Origin of the sequence: Rhodobacter sp. TJ_12, from assembly GCF_020023995.1 — a bacterium.
Taxonomy (GTDB): Bacteria; Pseudomonadota; Alphaproteobacteria; order Rhodobacterales; family Rhodobacteraceae; genus Rhodobacter.
The window spans coordinates 55,912-74,935 of record NZ_NRRD01000010.1 but is presented as its reverse complement, the minus strand read 5'-3'; the positions used below and the strand labels follow the sequence as shown (position 1 = coordinate 74,935).

At 61.9% G+C, this 19,024-nt stretch carries 20 protein-coding genes; 15 read left to right on the top strand and 5 right to left on the bottom strand.

What is annotated here, in order from left to right:
- From CKO11_RS09415 to CKO11_RS09405, 3 genes are all read right to left on the bottom strand, one after another.
- Positions 1-804: a CbbQ/NirQ/NorQ/GpvN family protein gene (locus CKO11_RS09415; RefSeq protein ID WP_317851804.1), complete on the bottom strand. Its 804-nt coding sequence runs from the start codon at positions 802-804 to the stop codon at positions 1-3.
- A gap of 54 nt (positions 805-858) precedes the next feature.
- Positions 859-1,215 (bottom strand): ribulose bisphosphate carboxylase small subunit, encoded by a 357-nt coding sequence (locus CKO11_RS09410; RefSeq protein ID WP_223637195.1) that lies wholly within the window; start codon positions 1,213-1,215, stop codon positions 859-861.
- 90 nt (positions 1,216-1,305) lie between these two features.
- Positions 1,306-2,736 carry a form I ribulose bisphosphate carboxylase large subunit gene (locus CKO11_RS09405; RefSeq protein ID WP_223637193.1) on the bottom strand — a complete coding sequence of 477 codons (1,431 nt, stop codon included), beginning with the start codon at positions 2,734-2,736 and terminating at the stop codon, positions 1,306-1,308.
- 103 nt (positions 2,737-2,839) lie between these two features.
- Here CKO11_RS09405 and CKO11_RS09400 point away from each other — a divergent pair, with 103 nt between their 5' ends.
- The 6 genes from CKO11_RS09400 to CKO11_RS09375 all read left to right on the top strand — a co-directional run bounded on the left by CKO11_RS09400 (position 2,840) and on the right by CKO11_RS09375 (position 9,467).
- Positions 2,840-3,730 (top strand): LysR family transcriptional regulator, encoded by an 891-nt coding sequence (locus CKO11_RS09400; protein ID WP_223637191.1) that lies wholly within the window; start codon positions 2,840-2,842, stop codon positions 3,728-3,730.
- 96 nt (positions 3,731-3,826) lie between these two features.
- Complete coding sequence (locus CKO11_RS09395) at positions 3,827-5,002, top strand: acetoin utilization protein AcuC (protein WP_223637179.1); 1,176 nt, start codon at positions 3,827-3,829, stop codon at positions 5,000-5,002.
- Complete coding sequence (locus CKO11_RS09390; protein WP_223637160.1) at positions 4,999-6,033, top strand: radical SAM protein; 1,035 nt, start codon at positions 4,999-5,001, stop codon at positions 6,031-6,033. Before CKO11_RS09395 ends, CKO11_RS09390 begins: the two co-directional genes overlap by 4 nt.
- Positions 6,030-7,112 carry an NAD(P)/FAD-dependent oxidoreductase gene (locus CKO11_RS09385; protein ID WP_223637157.1) on the top strand — a complete coding sequence of 361 codons (1,083 nt, stop codon included), beginning with the start codon at positions 6,030-6,032 and terminating at the stop codon, positions 7,110-7,112. The genes CKO11_RS09390 and CKO11_RS09385 overlap by 4 nt, the downstream gene beginning before the upstream one ends.
- Entirely contained in the window at positions 7,109-8,389 is a 1,281-nt protein-coding gene (locus tag CKO11_RS09380; RefSeq protein WP_223637154.1) for a radical SAM protein, read from the top strand. The genes CKO11_RS09385 and CKO11_RS09380 overlap by 4 nt, the downstream gene beginning before the upstream one ends.
- Positions 8,382-9,467 carry a lipoyl protein ligase domain-containing protein gene (locus CKO11_RS09375; protein WP_223637151.1) on the top strand — a complete coding sequence of 362 codons (1,086 nt, stop codon included), beginning with the start codon at positions 8,382-8,384 and terminating at the stop codon, positions 9,465-9,467. Before CKO11_RS09380 ends, CKO11_RS09375 begins: the two co-directional genes overlap by 8 nt.
- Here CKO11_RS09375 and CKO11_RS09370 read toward each other — a convergent pair.
- Together CKO11_RS09370 and CKO11_RS09365 are read right to left on the bottom strand one after the other, a co-directional pair.
- Positions 9,464-10,345 carry a LysR family transcriptional regulator gene (locus tag CKO11_RS09370; RefSeq protein ID WP_223637148.1) on the bottom strand — a complete coding sequence of 294 codons (882 nt, stop codon included), beginning with the start codon at positions 10,343-10,345 and terminating at the stop codon, positions 9,464-9,466. The two genes, CKO11_RS09375 and CKO11_RS09370, sit on opposite strands and share 4 nt — an antisense overlap.
- 9 nt (positions 10,346-10,354) lie before the next feature.
- Complete coding sequence (locus CKO11_RS09365) at positions 10,355-11,344, bottom strand: YeiH family protein (RefSeq protein WP_223637145.1); 990 nt, start codon at positions 11,342-11,344, stop codon at positions 10,355-10,357.
- A 177-nt stretch (positions 11,345-11,521) separates the two neighbouring features.
- On the opposite strand from CKO11_RS09365, the gene CKO11_RS09360 reads away from it, so the two are divergent.
- From CKO11_RS09360 to CKO11_RS09320, 9 genes are all read left to right on the top strand, one after another.
- Positions 11,522-12,220: a hypothetical protein gene (locus CKO11_RS09360; protein WP_223637126.1), complete on the top strand. Its 699-nt coding sequence runs from the start codon at positions 11,522-11,524 to the stop codon at positions 12,218-12,220.
- A 114-nt stretch (positions 12,221-12,334) separates the two neighbouring features.
- Complete coding sequence (locus CKO11_RS09355; RefSeq protein ID WP_223637123.1) at positions 12,335-12,715, top strand: DsrE/DsrF/DrsH-like family protein; 381 nt, start codon at positions 12,335-12,337, stop codon at positions 12,713-12,715.
- A gap of 61 nt (positions 12,716-12,776) precedes the next feature.
- On the top strand, positions 12,777-13,532 hold the full coding sequence (locus tag CKO11_RS09350; protein ID WP_223637120.1) for a 4Fe-4S dicluster domain-containing protein: 756 nt from the start codon (positions 12,777-12,779) through the stop codon (positions 13,530-13,532).
- Between the two features lie 44 nt (positions 13,533-13,576).
- Positions 13,577-14,956 carry a heterodisulfide reductase-related iron-sulfur binding cluster gene (locus CKO11_RS09345; protein ID WP_223637117.1) on the top strand — a complete coding sequence of 460 codons (1,380 nt, stop codon included), beginning with the start codon at positions 13,577-13,579 and terminating at the stop codon, positions 14,954-14,956.
- Positions 14,957-14,959: 3 nt separating this feature from the next.
- Positions 14,960-16,015 (top strand): FAD-dependent oxidoreductase, encoded by a 1,056-nt coding sequence (locus CKO11_RS09340; RefSeq protein WP_223637114.1) that lies wholly within the window; start codon positions 14,960-14,962, stop codon positions 16,013-16,015.
- Between the two features lie 44 nt (positions 16,016-16,059).
- Entirely contained in the window at positions 16,060-16,905 is an 846-nt protein-coding gene (locus CKO11_RS09335; RefSeq protein WP_223637111.1) for a hypothetical protein, read from the top strand.
- A complete protein-coding gene (locus tag CKO11_RS09330) occupies positions 16,892-17,638 on the top strand; it encodes a 4Fe-4S dicluster domain-containing protein (protein ID WP_223637108.1) in 747 nt (248 codons plus the stop codon). The genes CKO11_RS09335 and CKO11_RS09330 overlap by 14 nt, the downstream gene beginning before the upstream one ends.
- Positions 17,638-18,603 (top strand): CoB--CoM heterodisulfide reductase iron-sulfur subunit B family protein, encoded by a 966-nt coding sequence (locus CKO11_RS09325; RefSeq protein WP_223637105.1) that lies wholly within the window; start codon positions 17,638-17,640, stop codon positions 18,601-18,603. Before CKO11_RS09330 ends, CKO11_RS09325 begins: the two co-directional genes overlap by 1 nt.
- On the top strand, positions 18,600-19,019 hold the full coding sequence (locus tag CKO11_RS09320; protein ID WP_223637102.1) for a hypothetical protein: 420 nt from the start codon (positions 18,600-18,602) through the stop codon (positions 19,017-19,019). Before CKO11_RS09325 ends, CKO11_RS09320 begins: the two co-directional genes overlap by 4 nt.
- Positions 19,020-19,024 lie beyond the last annotated feature (5 nt).

Here is a 19,024-nt window from a genome sequence, read left to right as displayed (position 1 = left end):
TCAGAAGAAGGTGGCAACGGCTGCATCAAGGGCATCGCGCATATCCATATCGTCGGTGATCGGACGGGTGATCGCCATGGTGCAGGCGGCCACCGGGGCCACGCCTTGGGCGATGAGTTGCCCCGCATGCACCAGCATCCGGGTCGAGACGCCCTCATCCAGCCCGTGGCCCTTTAGGTTGCGCGCGCGGGCCCCGATCTCGACCAGTTTTTGGGCGGTGTCTTCCGCCACCCCCGCCTCATGGGCGACGATCTCAACCTCCACCGCAGCTTCGGGCCACGCAAAATCCAGCGCACCAAAGCGTTGCTTGGTGGATTGCTTGAGGTCTTTCATCAGCGATTGGTAGCCGGGGTTATAGCTGATCACGAGATGAAAATCGGGATGCGCCTTGAGCAATTCGCCTTTCTTTTCCAACGGCAGCACGCGGCGGCCATCGGTCAGCGGGTGGATCGCAACGGTCGTGTCTTGGCGCGCCTCGACCACCTCATCCAGATAGCAAATCGCACCATGGCGCGCCGCAAAGGCAAGCGGACCGTCCTGCCAGCGGGTGCCATTGGCATCGAGCAAGAACCGCCCGACAAGGTCCGAGGCGGTCATGTCTTCGTTGCACGCCACGGTGACAAGCGGCTTGCCCAGACGCCACGCCATATGCTCGACAAACCGGGTTTTGCCGCAGCCGGTCGGGCCTTTGAGCATCACCGGCATCCGCGCGGCATAGGCGGCCTGAAACAGCGCGACCTCATCTGCGACCGGCCGATACCACGGCTCTGCCGCAACCAGATGGTTTTCGATCATGTCTTTCATCGCATCCTCCCCGCTGTGCGGCCCGCCGGGGGGCGGACCACTTGGCACGTCGCTTCACACGGCGGCGCCGCGATAGACGACCATATTGGCGCCTTGGCTTTGGGTGAAATTGTCATAGCCGATCAGCCGGACATGGTGGCCGGGGTTGGCCTCGTGGCAGGCTTTCAACTCTGCCAAGATGGCATCGACATCGCTTTCGCCAAACATCGGCAATTTCCACATATACCAGTAGGTGCTGCGGGCGAATTCGGGCTCTGTATGTTCGATCGCCGGGTTCCAGCCGTGTTTCACGATCCAGTCCACCTGTTTGCGAATTTCGCCGTCATCCATCGGCGGCAGGTAGGAAAACGTGCCCATCTTGCGGCTTTCGGGCGTGGATAGGCGCGAGGGGTAATCTTGAACGGTGCTCATGGTTTTTCCTTTTTGGTCGGGCAAGCCGGGGGCGCTGCCCCCGGACCCCCGGGATATTTGGACAACGTCGAAAAGAGCGGGGCTTTGCGATCAGCGGTGCTGCACGTCGAGCTTGTCGACCGTGTCGAATTCGAACTTGATCTCTTTCCACGTCTCCATCGCCACTTTCAGTTCGGGGCTGTGCTGGGCGGCTTTGGTCAGGATGTCTTTGCCCTCTTTTTCAAGCTGGCGGCCTTCGTTGCGGGCCTGCACGCAGGCCTCTAGCGCCACGCGGTTCGCCGCCGCGCCCGCTGCATTGCCCCAGGGGTGGCCCAAAGTGCCACCGCCGAACTGCAACACCGAGTCATTGCCGAAAATCGAAACCAGTGCAGGCATGTGCCAGACATGAATGCCCCCCGAAGCAACCGGGAAGACGCCGGGCATCGAGCCCCAATCTTGATCGAAGAAAATCCCCCGCTCGCGGTCTTCGGCCACAAAACGGTCGCGCAGAAGGTCGATCCACCCCAAGGTGGCCGCGCGGTCGCCCTCCAGCTTGCCAACCACGGTGCCCGAATGCAGGTGATCGCCGCCCAAAAGGCGAAGCAGTTTCGCCAGTACCCGGAAATTGATGCCGTGGTTCGGGTTGCGGTCAATCACGGCATGCATGGCGCGGTGGACGTGCAAAAGCATCCCGTTTTCCCGGCACCATTTGGACAGCGAATTATGCGCGGCCCAGCCAAGCGTGATGTAATCCGACATGATGATCGGCGTGCCAAGCTCTTTGGCGAATTCGGCGCGGCGGAACATGTCTTCGACCGTGGGCGCGGTGACATTCATGTAATGGCCCTTGCGCTCGCCGGTTTCGGCTTCGGATTTGCTGATCGCCTCTTGGCAAAACAGGAACCGGTCGCGCCAGCGCATGAAGGGTTGCGAATTGACGTTTTCGTCGTCTTTCGTGAAGTCGAGCCCGCCGCGCAGGCATTCATAAACGGCGCGGCCATAGTTTTTGGCGGACAGGCCAAGCTTGGGCTTGATCGTGCAGCCCAAAAGCGGGCGGCCATATTTGTCTAGCTTGTCGCGTTCGACCTGAATGCCATGCGGCGGGCCGAAACAGGTTTTCAAGAACCAAATCGGGAAGCGCACATCTTCCAGCCGCAGCGCGCGCACCGCTTTGAAGCCAAAGACGTTGCCCACAAGCGAGGTGAAGACGTTGACGACCGAGCCTTCTTCGAACAGATCCGCCGGATAGGCGATGAAGGCATAAAACGCCTCGTCATGGCCCGGAACATCTTCGACGCGGTAGGCGCGGCCCTTGTAATGGTCAAGGTCGGTCAGAAGGTCGGTCCAGACCGTGGTCCACGTGCCGGTCGAACTTTCGGCGGCCACGGCGGCGGCGGCTTCTTCGCGGCTGACCCCGGCTTGCGGGATCACTTTGAACACCGCCATAACATCGGTGTCCTTCACCGTGTAATTGGGTTCCCAATAGGTCGCGCGGTAGTCTTTGACCCCGGCATCATAAGTCTTTCTGGGCTGAGCATTCATCTGCGGCACTCCTCCGACGCATTTGCTTAACGAAAGGTTAGCCGCTTGCGAGACTATGCAAAAATGAATAGTTTTTAGATACAGGCTTTATAAAAGGCTATTCATGCGGGCGAGCTTGCGGCAATTGCAGATCTTTGCGGCGGTGGCGCGGGAGCTTTCTTACACCCGCGCGGCGGAGGCTTTGAATCTGACCCAGCCTGCCGTTTTTACCCAAGTGCGCAGTTTGGAAGAGCAAATCGGCGCAGCGCTGATCGAGCGGATCGGCAAGCAGCTTTACCTGACGCAGGCGGGGGAGGTGGTGCTGGCTTCCGCGCGCGAGATTTTGGGCGAAATGGAACGGATGGCGGCGCGTCTGGCCGAGGTGCAGGGCCTGTCGGCTGGGCAGCTTCGGCTCGCTGCCGTCTCGACGGCGCAATATGATGCGCCCGCGCTTTTGGGCGAATTTTGCCGCAATCATCCGGGGATCGAGGTGGCGCTGAAGGTCGGCAACCGGGGCGAGTTGCTGGCACGTTTTATGGCCAATGAAGACGATCTTTACATTCTGGGCACCCCGCCCGATGAGGTGGAGGCAGAGCATTTTGCCTTTGCCAAGAACCCCTTGGTGCTTGTGGCGCCGCCCGATCATCCGCTGGCGAACCAACGCGGTATCGCCCCCGGCAGGCTGGTTGCGGAACCTTTCGTGATGCGCGAAACGGGCTCAGGCACACGGATCGCGGCCGAGCGGTTCTTTGCGGCGCAAGGGTGGGCGCCCAAGGTGCGGCTGGAACTGGGGGCGAATGCCGCGATCCGGCAGGCGGTGCGGGCGGGGCTGGGGATCGCGGTTCTGTCGCGATCGACCGTCGAGTTGGAACTGGAACTGGGTCGGCTGGTGGCACTGGATGTGCAGGGGTTCCCGCTGGATCGCGCATGGCATGTGGCATGGCCGCGTGGCAAGCGGCTGTCGCCCGCAGCGGCGGCCTTCTTGGCGCAATTGCGCGGCAGCCGCGCCGGCTAAGCGCCGTTTTCCAATTTTATCTTGTCACATGCGATTTTCTGCATGACACTTCTGGTTGCGGGAGGGGAGCCCGCATAGGGAGGGAGGCCATCAGAGATGACGGCCCATTTCATCACCGCCGCCTGTTTCAGGCAGACGGGCTATTCTGGCAACCATCCGCTGGCCATTCCACGCGTGGGCACGGTGGAGCGGTTGTGCCAGGCGCTGGGCTGGTTTGGGCCGGGCGATGCGCCGCTGGAATGCCTGCCCGCGAGCCGAGCCGAGATCGAGCGGTTCCACATGCCAGAGTATCTGGACGCGATTCAGCGGTCCGAGGCGGCGCGCGGGGCCAGCGCCGAAGATCGCGCCCGCTATCAGATCGGCACATTGGAAAACCCTGTCTTTGAAGGGCTGTGGCATCGCGCGGCGGTTTCCGTAGGGGGCGCGATGTTGGCCGCGCGGTTGGCCCATCAAGGGGCCGTTGCGTTTCACCCCGGCGGCGGCACGCAGCACGGGTTGCGCGCGCGGGCCAGCGGGTTTTGTTTCCTCAACGATCCGGTTTTTGCCATCCTGACGCTGCTCGATCTGGGGCGGCGGCGGGTGCTTTATGTCGATTTCGATGCCCACCATGGCGATGGGGTAGAAGCGGCGTTTTTGCACGATCCACGCGTGATGACGCTATCGCTTCACGAGGTGGGGCGCTGGCCCTTCACCGGCGGGGCCGAGGATCAGGGGCCGCGGCGATGCAACCTGCCGCTGCCGCCATGCCTGAATGATAGCGAGTTTGACCGCATTCTGGTGCAGGCGGTGCTACCGGTGGCGCGGGATTTCGCGCCCGATGCGGTGGTGGTGACGGTCGGGGCCGATGCTTTGCAAGGCGATCCTTTGTCCTCTTTGGCGATCACTAATTCCCGGCTTTGGGCGGCGGTTGAAACGGTTTGTGCGCTTGCCCCGGCGCGCGTTGTGCTGGGGGGTGGCGGCTATAACCCATGGACCTTGGGGCGCGCTTGGGCGGGCCTGTGGGCGCGGCTTTCGGGGCAGGAGATCCCGGCGCAATTGCCCAAAGCGGCGCGCGCGGTGCTGGCCAGTCTCGATTGCGACCTTGTCGAGGAGGAAGACCGCGCCCCGGCATGGTTTGCGACGCTGGCCGATCCGCCGAACCCGGGACCGATCCGCCCCGAGACAGAGGCTTTGATTGCCGCCACCCGCAAACGGCTGGCCGCGCAAGACGTGGCCTTTCCGCAAAACGGTCGCGCACGGCAAAGACCCGAACAGAAAAGGACGCATGCATGAGCACTTGGCTGGACGCGCTTTCTTTGATCGAACCGCTGGAAGATGCTGATTTCGATGCCGATCTGGTGGCGCAGATGCAGGCACACGCCGCGCGGGCCCAACCTCGCCCAGTGCGGTTTTCGACCCCCACCTTCAAGGAATATGACAGCCAAGAGATCAAGGGCTGTGGCAAGAACGCCTTTCCGGCTTTTTCGATCACCGGCGGGGCCTGCGCGCTGGATTGCGACCATTGCCGGGCAAAGATCCTTGAGCCGATGATCCCGGCGACAAAGCCCGAAGACCTAGATCGCAAGGTCCGTGATCTGGTGATGTTGCAAGGTTTGCAGGGGTTCTTGTTGTCGGGTGGCTCGAACCGGCGCAATGAAATCCGCTATGACAAATTCTATCCGGTGATTGAGGGGCTCAAACGTGATTTCCCCGAAATGCGGATCGCCATACACACCGCGCTGACCGATGATGCCGGCGCGCGGCGGATGGAGGCGGCGGGCGTCGATACCGCGATGTTGGATGTGATCGGCGCGCAAGAAACCATCGAACAGGTCTATCACCTTGACCGTCCGGTGGCCGATTTCGAAAAAACGCTGGAAGCGCTTAGCGCCACAGCAATGGAAATCTCGCCCCATATCGTGATCGGGCTGCATTATGGTCGATTGCTGGGCGAGGAACATGCGCTGGAAATGGTCGCGCGTTATCCGACCAAGGCGCTGGTTTTGGTGGTGGTGATGCCGTTTTATGCCAGCCCCGGCACCTTTGCCACCGTGCCCGCCGATGATGTGGGGCGTCTCTTCTTGCGGGCGCGCGACGTGCTGCCGGATCGTGATCTGCTTTTGGGCTGTGCGCGGCCTGCGGGTATGCACAAGCGCATCACCGATGCCTATGCGGTGATGGCGGGGCTTGATGGAATCGCTTTTCCCGCCGAAGGCGCGGTCGCTGTGGCCGATCTGGTTGGGCGTGAGTGGGACCAAGCGCATGCCTGCTGTTCGATCAAGTTGGGCGAGGGCCGCAGTTTGCGCGCGGGGTGCGCGGCATGAATGTGGATGTGCTGATTGTCGGGCTGGGCCCGGCGGGGGCCTCGGCCGCGGCTTTGGCCGCGCAAGCCGGGGCGCGGGTTTTGGCCGTGGACAAACGCGCCACACCGGGCCAGCCGGTGCAATGCGCCGAATTCGTGCCCGCCGCGCTGGCGGCGCAGACCGGCGCCGTGCGGGCCGCTGCGGTGCAGGAAATCGCGGCGATGGAGACGTATTTGACCGATGATCCGCTGCGCAGCGCGGATTTTCGCGGCGTGATGATCGACCGCGCGCACTTTGATGCCGCGCTGGTGGATCAAGCGCGCGCAGCGGGGGCAGAAATTGCCTTTGGTTTGGCTGTGACGGGGTTTGATGCTGCGGGGGCGGTTCATCTGGCCGATGGGCGCCGGATCACCCCGCGCGTGGTGATTGGGGCCGATGGCCCGCATTCGCGCATTGGGCGCGCGGTGGGGTTGGTCAACCGCGATCTGTGCGAGGCGCGCCAGATCACCGTGCCGTTGCGGGTCGCCCATGATGCGACCGATATCTTTCTTGCCCCGGAAATCGTGGGCGGTTACGGCTGGCTGTTTCCGCGCGGGGATCACGCCAATCTTGGGGTGGGCGTCGCGCATGTGGCGCGCGACAGCCTCAAGCCCTTGCTTGAACAACTGCACGATGAGTTGATGGCCGAGGGGCGCGTGGGGGCACAAGCATCCCGCCTGACCGGGGGCACGATCCCGGTGGGCGGGTTGGTTGGCCCCGTCGCCCGGCGCGGCGCGGCTTCGGTTTTGCTTGCAGGCGATGCGGCGGGGCTGACGCATCCGATCACCGGGGCGGGGATCGCCACGGCAGTCTTGTCGGGCCGGATGGCTGGCGAGGCGGGGGCGCAGATCGCCGCCGGGCAGGCACAGGCCGCCGAAGATTATGCCGAGGATATCGAAGACCTGTTTGGACCGTCGCTTACCCTTGCGGTGCGACGGCGCGCCGAACTGATGGCCCATTACGCGGCGGGCCGCCGCCCCGATCTGGCCGCGCTGCGCCGGGCGTGGATCGCCTGGCCAGAGTATCGCACCGACCCCACCGGCGTGGAGGAACCCGCATGAGCTGCACGAAATCCGAAACCAAGGCCCAAGGCGCCCCCACCGGCTTCAACGCTCCGGGGATCATGGTCCCGCGCGCCCCCACCCCCATTCCCGCGAGCAGGAAAAACGGCGGTGCGGTGAAACAGGCGGATCACGCGCCGCAAGGGCTTTACCGGCCCGATTACCGGGTGATGACGCCTGCAATGCGCTCGCCCGATTATGTGCAAATGTCGACCGCCGCCGCGATCACGCTCGGGCTGGTGGACGGGCAGATGTATAATTGTTCCTGCACCCGCTGTTTGAACCTGCTCCTGACCTATCCCGAAGGCTGCCGGGCCAATTGCGCCTATTGCGGGCTTGCGCGCCACCGCGAGGCAGAGCGCAACTATGCAGACCGCAATTTCATTCGTGTTGATTGGCCCGCCGTGCCGATGGCCGAGGTGGTGGACCGGATCGCGGCGGATGTCGAAAATACCCCCTTTCACCGCATGTGCATTTCCATGATCACACACCCGAATTCTGATGCCGATACGGTGACGGTGTTGAAAACATGGACCGACCGGATCGACCCGGATCACATTCCAATTTCGATCCTGTCGAACCCGACGACGATGGGGCGCCAAGATGTCGTGCGCCTGCGCGATATGGGATCGGATATTTTTACCGTGGCGCTGGATGCCGCCACGCCCGCGATTTTCGCGCGCACGCGCGGCAAGGGCGTGCAATCGCCCCATAGCTGGGCGGGCTATTGGGAGGCGCTGGATTGGGCGCGCGATGTGTTCGGCCCGCAAAAGTTCGGCGCGCATCTGATTGTGGGCATGGGCGAGACAGAGGCCGAGATGCTGGGCGTGGTGCAGCGGTTGGGCGATATGGGCGGGCACAGCCATCTGTTCAGCTTTTACCCCGAAGAGGGCAGCTTGATGGACCATCTGCCCGCAACCCCGCGCGATCAATGGCGGCGCGTGCAATTGGGCCGCTATCTGATCGATTATTGCGGGGTCCGGGTCGAGCAGATGCGCTTTGATGACCAAGGCCGCGTGGCGGATTTCGGTCTGCCGCAAGCGGAGCTGGATGCAATCATCGATGCCGGGATCGCCTTTCGCACCTCGGGCTGCCCGGGCAAATTTGCCGAGGATATTTCTGCCTGCGATCGGCCCTATGGCGACAGCCCGCCCTCGGATATTGCCTCCTACCCCTTTGCGTTGCGCCCGGTCGATTTGAAGCGCGTGCGCAGCCAGTTGGACATGTCGCGCGCCAATGAAATCTATGAACCGGGCGAGGAGTTCGAGCATGACTGAGAAACCCGTGCGGGTGATTGACACCGGCGTGCGACCCGGCCGCGCCCAGATCGCCTTTGATCAAGCCTTGATCGAGGGGCACAAGGCGGGCACCACGCCCGATACGATCCGGTTTTTGACCTTCCCGCCCACGGTTTTGGTGGGCCGCCATCAGGCGATTGATCAGGAATTGAACCTGCCCGCTTGCCGCGCGGCGGGGGTGGGGATTGGGCGGCGGGTGACCGGCGGCGGCGCGCTTTATCTGGACGAGGGCCAATTCGGCTGGGAACTGGTGATGCACAAGGCGACGCTGGGGCTGCCCAGTTTGGGCGATGTGGCGCGGGAATTGTGCGAAGCCGCCGCTGCGGGGCTGCAGAGCCTTGGCATTGCCGCGCGCTACCGCCCGCGCAACGATATCGAGGTGGAGGGGCGCAAAATCTCTGGCACCGGCGGGTTCTTTGACGGTGACACGATCTTTTACCAAGGCACGATCCTGCGCGCGATGGATGGCGCCAAGATGGCGGGGCTTTTGAACATTCCCTCCGCCAAGCTGGCGCGCCATGGTGCCAGTGCCGGGGCGCAGCGGATCGTGACGATGACCGAATTATGCGGCGGCGCCCCCCCGCCCGTGGCCGAAGTGAAAGAGGCGCTGGTTGCGGCTTTCGCCAAGCGGCTTGGTATCACGCCCAGATGGGGGGCGATCACCGCCGAAGAAGAAGCCCTGGCGCAGCAGATCCATGATGCGGAAATCGGCACTGAAGAGTATGTTTACGGCCTCGACGATCCGGCCCGCGCGGCGGATGTGCTGTCGGGCAGCCATGCGGGGCCAGGGGGTACGATCACCGCGCATCTGCGGCTTGAAGGGCCAAAACAAGACCGCATCCGCGAGGTCTTGTTGACCGGCGATTTCTTTGTTGCCCCGCCGCGCATCGTGCCGGACCTTGAGGCAGCCTTGCGCGGGGTCGAGCTTGAGGCGGTCGAAAGCACGGTTGCTGCGTTTTTTGACCAAGCGCGCGCGGCGCTGATGTCGGCCCCCGGCAGCGATTTTGCAAAGGCGGTGATGGTTGCGGCCCAGATGCGCAACGAGCCCGCGCGCTAAAACGTTTGATCGGGCAGGGCGAGGTGCAAAAAGGCTTTTGCCGCCTCGGTCAGGTGGCGTTCGGGGTGCAGCAGCAGCCGGAATTGGCGCGCGGCAGGCGGGGCCTCAAGCCGCAAAAGCCGCCCATCGGCCAGATCGGCCTCGACCGCGAGGCGCGAAATCAGCGTTGCGCCGCCCCCTGCAATCACCGCCGAGCGCACCGCTTCGTTTGAGGGGAACTCAAGCTTGCCGCCCGGAGCCGTGACGCCCATTTCGTGCAAAGCCTCATCCATGCGCGCCCGGGTGCCAGAGCCGTCCTCGCGCATGATCCATGGGCCAGCGGTCAAGGCCTGCGGGGTGGGCGGTTGCGTCGCCCAAGGATGCGTGGGCGCAACGACGAGATACAGTTCATCCGCGCCAAAGGGCTCATCGCGCAGCCCCGGATGGGCGGCGCCCCCCTCGATAAAGCCGAAATCGGCGGAAAGCGCGGCCACCTCATGGCCCACGGTTTCGGAATTGGCGGTGATCAGATCCAGCGTGATGCCGGGATAGGCCGCATGAAACCGCACCACCAAGGGCGGCAACCAATAGGTGGCCAAGGTTTGGCTGGCCGCAATGCGCAAACTGCCGCGTGCAAGCCGGGCCAGATCATCCAGCACCCGTTCGGCCGCCGCAGCGCGCGCCAGCACCGCCCGCGCCTCGGGCACGAACAGCTTGCCCGCCTCTGTCAGTTTGATGCCCCGTCCGATCCGATCAAACAGCTTGGTGCCGTGGCGCGCCTCAAGCGCCGAAACGGCGGCCGATACCGCCGATTGCGTCAGGTGTAACGCCTCTGCCGCGCGCGTGACATGTTCACGCTCGGCCACGGCCAAAAAGATGCGCAGTTGTTCGAGGGTCATGGCCCGAGGCTAAAAGAGCGCGGCTCCGAAAACCAGCACGAAGGTCAGCCCGGCAATGAAGAGCGAGGCCACAAGACCCAGAGCAAGCGGACGCACCCCTTTGGCGCGCAGTTTGCCAATATCGGTTTGTAGCCCCATCGCGGCCAAGCCCATCGCCAAAAGCACCTGCGTGACCGGGCCAGAGGCGGTGGTGATCAAATTGGGGACATAGCCTGTGGAGGCTAGCCCCACCATGGCGATGAAGCCGATCACGAACCAAGGAAAAGGCGCGCGCCCCGTGCTGCCGACATGGCGCGCCATGATCAGGATCAGCGGGGCCAAAAGCGCCACACGGGTCAGCTTGGCGATGGTGGCGAATGCGGTCGCCTCTTGCCCGCCTTGCGCCCCCGCCGCCACCACCTGCGCGACCTCATGGATCGAAGCCCCTGCCCATAGGCCGTAATCCTGCGCGCTGAGCCCCGATCCCAGCACCGGGAAGAGGATCATCGCAATCGTGCCAAAAATAGTGACCGAGGCGATGGCATAGGCAACATCTTCATCGCTTTCGCGGCCCACGGCATTGGCCGCCAGCACGGCGGAGGCCCCGCAGATCGACGTGCCAGTGGCAATGAGCCGGGTCAGACCGGCCTCCACCCCCAGCCAGCGCCCCGCTGCCAGCGTGAAGAAATAGGTGGCAAACAGCCCGATCAGGATCGTGGCAAGCCCCATGCCGCCGATCGACAACACCTGTCCAAGGGTCAGTTGCAACCCCAGCGTAACAATGCCCGCCCGCAACAATCGCCGCAGCGAAAAGGCAAGGCCCGGCACCGCCCCGGCGGGCAGGCCATAGGTGTTGCGCACGATAACGCCAAGGATGATGGCAATGATCAGCGGGCTGAACATCGAGATCCCGGGCACCAGCCGCAGCGCGAAGGCGGCCGCCACGATTGCCGCCACCAGCGACACCCCGGGCCAGATCGAGATCGATGGCGCCGAGGCCGGAATGGCGGTGGCAGTCATGGCGGTTCCTTCGGGCTTGGCGTGGATAAGGGACTTCACATGCACATAGCCTGATACGATTCCGTCATTCAGAAAAGCGAAATGAAATTATCAAAACAATCTACCAAATCGAATGATCGGTGCGGCGTTGACTTGTGGGGGTTTCCTGTTCTGATCGGTCCCAAAAGGGAGGCTGCGATGAAAACGATCTGGGTGATCCAGCACACACAGGCCGAATATCTAGGATGGATCGAAGACCATCTGGAGGGGCGGAATCTGCGGTTTCGCTATTTCCGGCCCTTTGCTGCAGGGGGTGGCCTGCCCGAGGGCACAGCGGCAGATGGGCTGATGCTGCTGGGCGGTGGCCCCTACGGCGTGGTGTCGGGGCATATCCTGCCCTCGCTCGGGCCAGAGTTGCGTTTGGCTCGGGCGTTTTTGCAGGCGGGTAAGCCGGTGGTGGGGCTTGGGCTGGGGGCGCTGATTCTGGCTGTGGCGGGTGGCGGCGGTGCCGAAGAGGCGCCGCTGCGATTCGAGGTTCTTGCGGCACAAATCGCCGGGCTTGGCCCTGCCGCGCCGCAGCGAATGCCCTTGGCGTGCTATTTGCGCGACCGCCCGGTTTTGGGCCCGGATATGGGCCCGGTGATGACCGGGCCGAGGGGCGAGGTTCTGGGCTTCACGGTTGGGGAAAACAGCCTTGGCCTGCTGGGGCATCCGGGGATGAAACGCGGTATGGCAGAAGATCTGATCATGGAATTTTCTGAAACGCCGGCGGATACCGTGGCGGCGCTGGAGGCGCTGGGCACGGCCCAGAAACAGATTGCCGAAAGCCTCGGCCCGTTCATGGTCGCGCTGATCGCGCAAACCGGCTGGATGGCGCCTTCTGCAACGCAGCGTTGAAAAAATCTTTTGACATTCCAAAAATTACATCTGACGATTTGAGCATTCGAACGGTGAAGGGAGCGCTGATCGAATACTCCGAAAAATGTGGTCACGGTCGTTTGGGAGGGCGCCTTGGCGAGCAAACTTATCATTCTTATGGTCAATACCGATCCGCGCAATGGCGAGGAATTGGGGGCCCCGTTCTTTCAAGCCACGGTTGCCGCGGCAATGGATTACGAGGTCGATGTGGTCTGCACCGCGACTGCTGGACGGCTGATGAAAACGGGCGTGGCAGAAGGCCTTGTGGTCAAGGAAGGTTCGCCCAAAACGGTCTATGACTTCATCAAGGATGCGCATGGGGCCGGGGCGAAATTTTGGTGCTGTTCGCCCAATCTCGATCTTTTCGACATGACCGAAGAAGACCTGATCCCCGAATGTTCGGGGATCGTCGGCGGGGCGAAAGTGATCGAGGATATCATGGAAGACGATGATGCCAAGGTGTTGACCTACTAGGGTTTTTAGCCGCGCAACTTGCCGGAATAGACCGTCGCGCCAGCCCGGGGAGGGGCCAGCCATGAATGCGCATACCAACATGTCGCAACCCAAGGTTGCAGATCCGGTCTCAGAAAAGCCGGTCGTGGCCTATGAAGCGCTTGAGCAGATCTTCGACGATGTGCGGGGGCATCCGCTTTACGACCATGAAATTCATGGTTGTTTGAATTGCGGGATCTGTACGGCGACCTGCCCCTCGGCGCAATATTACGATTATTCGCCGCGTGAGATTGTGCAGCTGCTTTGGACCGAAAATCTCGAAGGCATTTATGACGCGATGCACGAGAAAATCTGGGCCTGTGCGCAATGTTATACCTGCGCTGCGCGCTGCCCGTTTGAAAACTCGCCCGGCGGGTTGGTGATGATCTTGCGCGAAGTGGCGATCAAACATGAATTGCCCTCGGTGAAAGAGGTTTTGCGGCCATTTTCGCGCGTTCTGCTTAAAGTTGTGTCGACCGGCAACCAATTGGCACCGAACATGATTACCCGGGAAGCCTTTCCCGATTGGGGGCCGAATGTGGCCAAGGTCGATGCGCCTTTGATGGTGCTGCGCAAGGCGATCCCGATGCCGACGATGCACACGCTCGACACAGCGTGGGAGGTGAACCTGCGCACCTCGGTCGAGCTTTATACGATTTGGGAGGCGACCGGGGTGCTCAAGCAACTCGAACAGGTCGATGAAAACCTTTTCGACGTGGTTTCCGACGTGATGGAGGAGAAGCGCGACGAATGGGAGGAATGGCTCGAAGAGCAGGAAGAGGAGGACGACGACGACTGACCGTCGCCGCCACGAGGACCGCGACTTAGGGAGGAGTGCGGAAGATGGCCGAGGAGACAGAGGGCAAGGGCGCCTATAATGGCTTTGGCGCCGATTGGGCCCCCACCAACCTGACCGAAAACGAGGCGCGGCGCGCCACCGATTGGGTTACGCAAAAGATTGACAAGCGCTTCCTTCTGACCGGCAAAGACCGCAAGGAAGATGTGCGCGATATCCTGTGGCAGCTTGAAAAAGAGGGCGAGATCGTCGTGCATCGGGTGGGCGATCACCACGCCCCCGAAATGGCGAAAACGCTTTATGGCTGGGACAAGAAAATCCCCACCACCAATCTGTGGCACCATAAATCCTGCGGCCAATGCGGCAATATTCCGGGCTATCCGTCCTCGGTGCTCTGGATCATGAACGAGCTTGGGCTGACCTATCTCGACGAGACCGATCAGACCTCTTGCACGGCATGGAACTACCACGGTTCGGGCATCGGCAATGTGGTTTCGTTGGCCGCCGTGTTCTTGCGCAACATGCATCAGGCCTATGTGTCGGCCAAGGCGCAAGGGCTCCCAGAAGGCACCTATTACCCGCTGATCCACTGCGGAACATCTTTCGGAAACTACAAAGAAATCAGGGGCTTTTTGCTGCATTCGGCAGAGCTGCGTGAAGAGGTGAAAAAGATCCTCGGCAAGTTGGGGCGGCTCGTTGATGGCAAGTTGCTGATCCCGGAAGAGATCGTGCATTACTCGGAATGGCTGCATGTCATGCGCCACCGGATCAAAGAGCGCCAGCAAATCGACGTGTCGAACATCCGCACCACGGTGCACCCGGCCTGCCATGTCTATAAAATGGTGCCGGAAGACGTGATCTATGACGACACGGTGATGAATGGTGACCGGGTCGCGGTGACGACGGGGCTTTTGAACAGCCTTGGCACGCAGGTGATCGACTATTCGACGTGGTATGATTGCTGCGGTTTTGGGTTCCGCCACATCATCGGCGAGCGGGAATTCACCCGCTCCTATGCGATTGACCGCAAGATCAAGGTGGCGGTCGAAGAGGCGCGCTCGGATGTGATGATTGGCCATGATACCGGCTGCATCACCACGCTCGATAAAAACCAATGGATCGGCAAGGCGGTCGACAAAATCTATGCGCTGCCGGTGATGGCGGACTGCCAGTTTGCCGCCCTCACCATGGGCGCCCATCCCTACAAACTTGCGCAATTGCATTGGCACGCCAGCCCGTTCGAAGGGCTTCTCGAAAAGATGGGCATCGATTGGGAAAAGACGAAGGCCGAGTTCGAAACCTATCTCGAAGAGGTGAAAGAGGGCCGGATCGAGACGCTTTATGACCCAAAGCGCGCCATCACCTCCGGCCCCGGCTACGTCAAACCCCCGAAAAGCCTGCCCGAAAAAACCGAACAGGGAGCGTGAAGTATGAGTGAGAAACCCATCCTGATCGTGGGCGGCGGCCCGGCGGGGCTGTCGGCAGCGCATGCGGTCGCGTCTTCTGGCCGGCAGGCGGTGATCGTGGACAAGGCTGACCGTTTGGGCGGCGCGCCGATCTTGCAAGGCTATGCGAAACTGGTGCCCAGCCATGAATGGGCCAAGGACGCCATTGGCGGCATGGTTACGCGGGTGCAGACGAATGCCAATATCACAGTGCATACGGGCGCGCAGGTGCAAAGCTTCGCGGGCGATCCTGGGGACTTCTTGGCGGCCCTTAGTGACGGCACCAAAATCGAGGCCGATGCTGCGATTTTGGCCACCGGATTCACACATTTCGACAGCCTCAATAAACCCGAATGGGGCTTTGGCACCTATCCCGATGTGGTGACCACGGTGCAGGTGGAACAGATGATTTCCTCGGGCAAGGGCATCCGTTGCCCGTCCGATGGCCGCGTGCCGGAGCGGGTGGCGATCTTGCTATGCGTTGGCTCGCGGGATCGGCAGATTGGCCGCGAATGGTGCTCGAAAATCTGCTGCACCGTCTCGGCCAATATGGCGATGGAAATTCGCGAACTCTCGCCCAAAACCAACGTCTATGTCTATTACATGGATATCCGCACCTTCGGGCTTTACGAGGGCGAATTCTACTGGAAAGGCCAAGAAGAAGCGCGGGTCAAATACATAAAGGCGCGCATCGCCGAGGTCACATCGGATGGCAAGCGGCTGGTGGTGAAGGGCGAAGATACGCTGGTCAAACGCCCGATCACCATTCCCTTCGACATGGTCGTGCAAGCGATCGGGATGGATCCGAATGTCGATAATATGACGCTGGGCGCGGTCTTCGGCGTCGATCTCAACCAATATGGCTATATCGGCAAGGCGGCGGCTTACACCACCACGGGCCAAACCTCACGTCCGGGCGTTTACGTATGCGGCGCGGCCTCCGGGCCTGAAACAATTGACGATTCCATTGCCCAAGGCCAAGCAGCGGCGATAGCCGCGCTGTCGCGCCAAGGCGTTCGTGTAGCGCAGGCGGCAGAGTGATGTTCGGCCGGGCGCGCAAACAGGCGATAAGCAAGACAGGGCCGGTGCTTGACCTTTCGGGGGATCGACTGCGCCGCGCCTTCGCCGATTTGGGGGCGGCAGCGCAGCCCACCGGCGGCGTCAGCCGTTACATTACGGCACTGCATCTTAAATCGGCCCTGTTCAAAGATCTGTTGGGCCAGACCGCCATTGGCATCAGCGAAACCGAATTTCTGGATCTGGCTGCCTTTATCGCCCCGGTGCGCCGCCGTATCGGCCCGGCCATCGCCCGGATCGGCATCAAAGAGATGGCCGCGCGGATCGAGGTTTTGTTGCACGGCGGCGGCACGGTCGAGGAACGACTCGCGTTTTTCATAGAGCGTTTCCCCGATGGCAAAGAAATGCGCTGGGTGCGCGACCTTGGGGCGGAGCTATTGCATTTCACCCAGCCCTCGGTGCCGCTGATGGCGCGCTGGGTCTGGGATGCCCGCGTCTCTACCGGGGTGCTGCGCGAGATTTGGCATGCCGATGATGTCGATTGCACGCAGATCACCGCGCCCGACGATCTGGCCACCTTCACCACATTGCGCGCGGAACTTGACGGCTTTCTGGAGACCGAGGGCGTCTATCGCGACCGGCTTTGGATGGCCGATTTGCTGATGGCCCATATTTACGCGGGCTATATCAATGACCGCGGTGGGCAATATCTGCGCAATGACTTCACCCAAGAGGGTGACCCGATGCTGCACACGCGGCGCATGCTGGGGCTTGATGCCGTCGACACCAAGACCGGGCGCACCCGGCTGCGTCTGATCGATGGCGCGGCCCATGAATTCGGCGGCGCGCTTTCCGCCCGCCTTGACCTCACCCCCGCTGACGACGCCCCGGAGGTTGCCGATGCCCATTCATGAAAAGACCCTGATCCGGCCCGAAAACCTTGTCAGCCATGACGAGTTGGTGATCGATGGCGTCGATGTGTCGGGCCATTGGTCCACCTTCATCAAGCCGCGCACGATCACCGATTATAACGAGGAGATGCAGGCGGAAATCGCGGCTCTGCCGGGTGGCGAGAACATCCACCGCTGCTGGCAATGCGGCTCTTGCACCAATTCCTGCACGATGAATGCGGTCAACCCCGAGTTCAACCCGCGCTATTGGATTTACCTGATCCGGCAGGGGCTGGAAGAGGAATTGCTGCGCGATAAGGATATCATCTGGCAATGCGTAAGTTGCAACAAATGCACCTATGCCTGCCCGCGCGATGTGGTGCCCGAAGCGGTGATGAAGGCCACCGCGCATTGGCTCGAACTGAAGGGCCATACTGGCGAAAGCCTGTCTTCGGTCTTTGATCGCGGCTTTACCGACAATGTGGTGCATTCCGGCAAGATTGAAGAAGGCCATGTCTTGCGCATCTTCTTTTGGCGCACGGGGCAGCCGTTGGCGCCGCCGTGGCTGCGCGATTTGATCCTCGGCTTGGTGAAGAAGCTGCCGGTCTTTTACCTGTACAATCTGCTGAAAACCGCCGTGCTCCGCCCCAAGACGCGCGGCTGGGGCAAAACCGGTGCGGCGATTGAGGACTATGTGCGCGAACGCCATGCCGAGCAGGCGGCCGCGCTTGGGCTTTCGGGGAAGGGGGGGCACTGATGGCCAAAGATATGACGGAACAGGATCTTACATCCGATCCAAAAGACAAAAACCTCAAACAGGTGGCCTATTATCCGGGCTGCGCGCTTGAGGGGACGGGGCACGCCTATAACCGTTCGACCAAGGCGGTGGGCAAGGCGCTTGGGCTTGAACTGGTCGAGGTTAAAGACTGGAACTGCTGCGGCGCGATGGAGGTAAAAAACATCGACCCGCAGGTGCAAACCTATCTGTCGGCGCGCAACCTGACCAAGACCGAGGAAATGGGCTTTGACGTGGTGATGGCACCCTGCAACGGCTGCTATCACAATCTCAAAAAGGCCGAATACGATTTGGCCCATAACCCCCAGGCGGTCGAGGCGAACGAGCGTATCTCCGCCAAGGCAGGGCATCCTGCTTATCAGCCAGGCCGGGTTGAGACGATCCATGCGTTGGATTGGCTCAAGCGCGCCGTCGGTGAAAAAGAGCTGGCGCGGCGCACGGCCGGCAAGCTCAAGGGCATGAAAATCGCGAACTACTATGGCTGTATGTATACGCGACCGCGCCATATCTTCCCCGACAAGGATCAGGGCGCAGGCAGCGAATCGACCCATGCGCCGCATTTCATGGACGACCTCCTGGCCTCGGCCGGGGCGGAAAATGTCGATTTCCCGCTGAAAACCGCGTGCTGCGGTGGCGCGCATGCGATGTCGGACGCGGACACGTCGACGCAGTTGGTTCTGAACATTCTTACCACTGCCGAGGCCTGCGGCGCAGAGGTGATCGCCACCGAATGCCCGACCTGCCACACCAGTCTGGAAATCCACCAATTGCGCGCCGAGAAGCTTCTGGGTCGCAAGACAAACGTGAAAATCCTCTATTTCACCCAGCTTCTGGGGATGGCGCTGGGCCTGTCACAGCGCAAGGTGGGCGTGGCCGAAAACATGGCCGATCCGCGCGTCTATCTCAAGGAACGGGGGCTGAGGTGATGGAGACGCCCTTTCCCGATATTCTGACCCGGATCGATGCAGGGCTGGAACGCCGTGTCGCGCTGCCCGCGCCCGATGAGCTTCTCGCCATGGGCGAACAGATCTTGGAAGCATGGCTTGCCGCGCGGGGCGAGACGCCCGAAGCGGGCGACGTCGACGGGTTCCGTTTGCTTGCGCTGCACCGGCAAGGCTGCAAGGACATGCCCAGTTTCAATGCCTGCCGCGAAACCTGCCGTGAAATAGTGTTTCGCCGAAACGTCGCGCTGGCATACGGTAAAGAGGCCCAAACCGCCCATCGATTGGAGGCGATGGTGGTGAAGCATTTGGCCCTCTTCGTCGGCGGCAAGCTGGAGCAGACGGGGCTGGGCGAATTTTGTTGTGCGTCGCGTCCGCTGCATGCGGCGGGGGCGGCCTGAGGAGG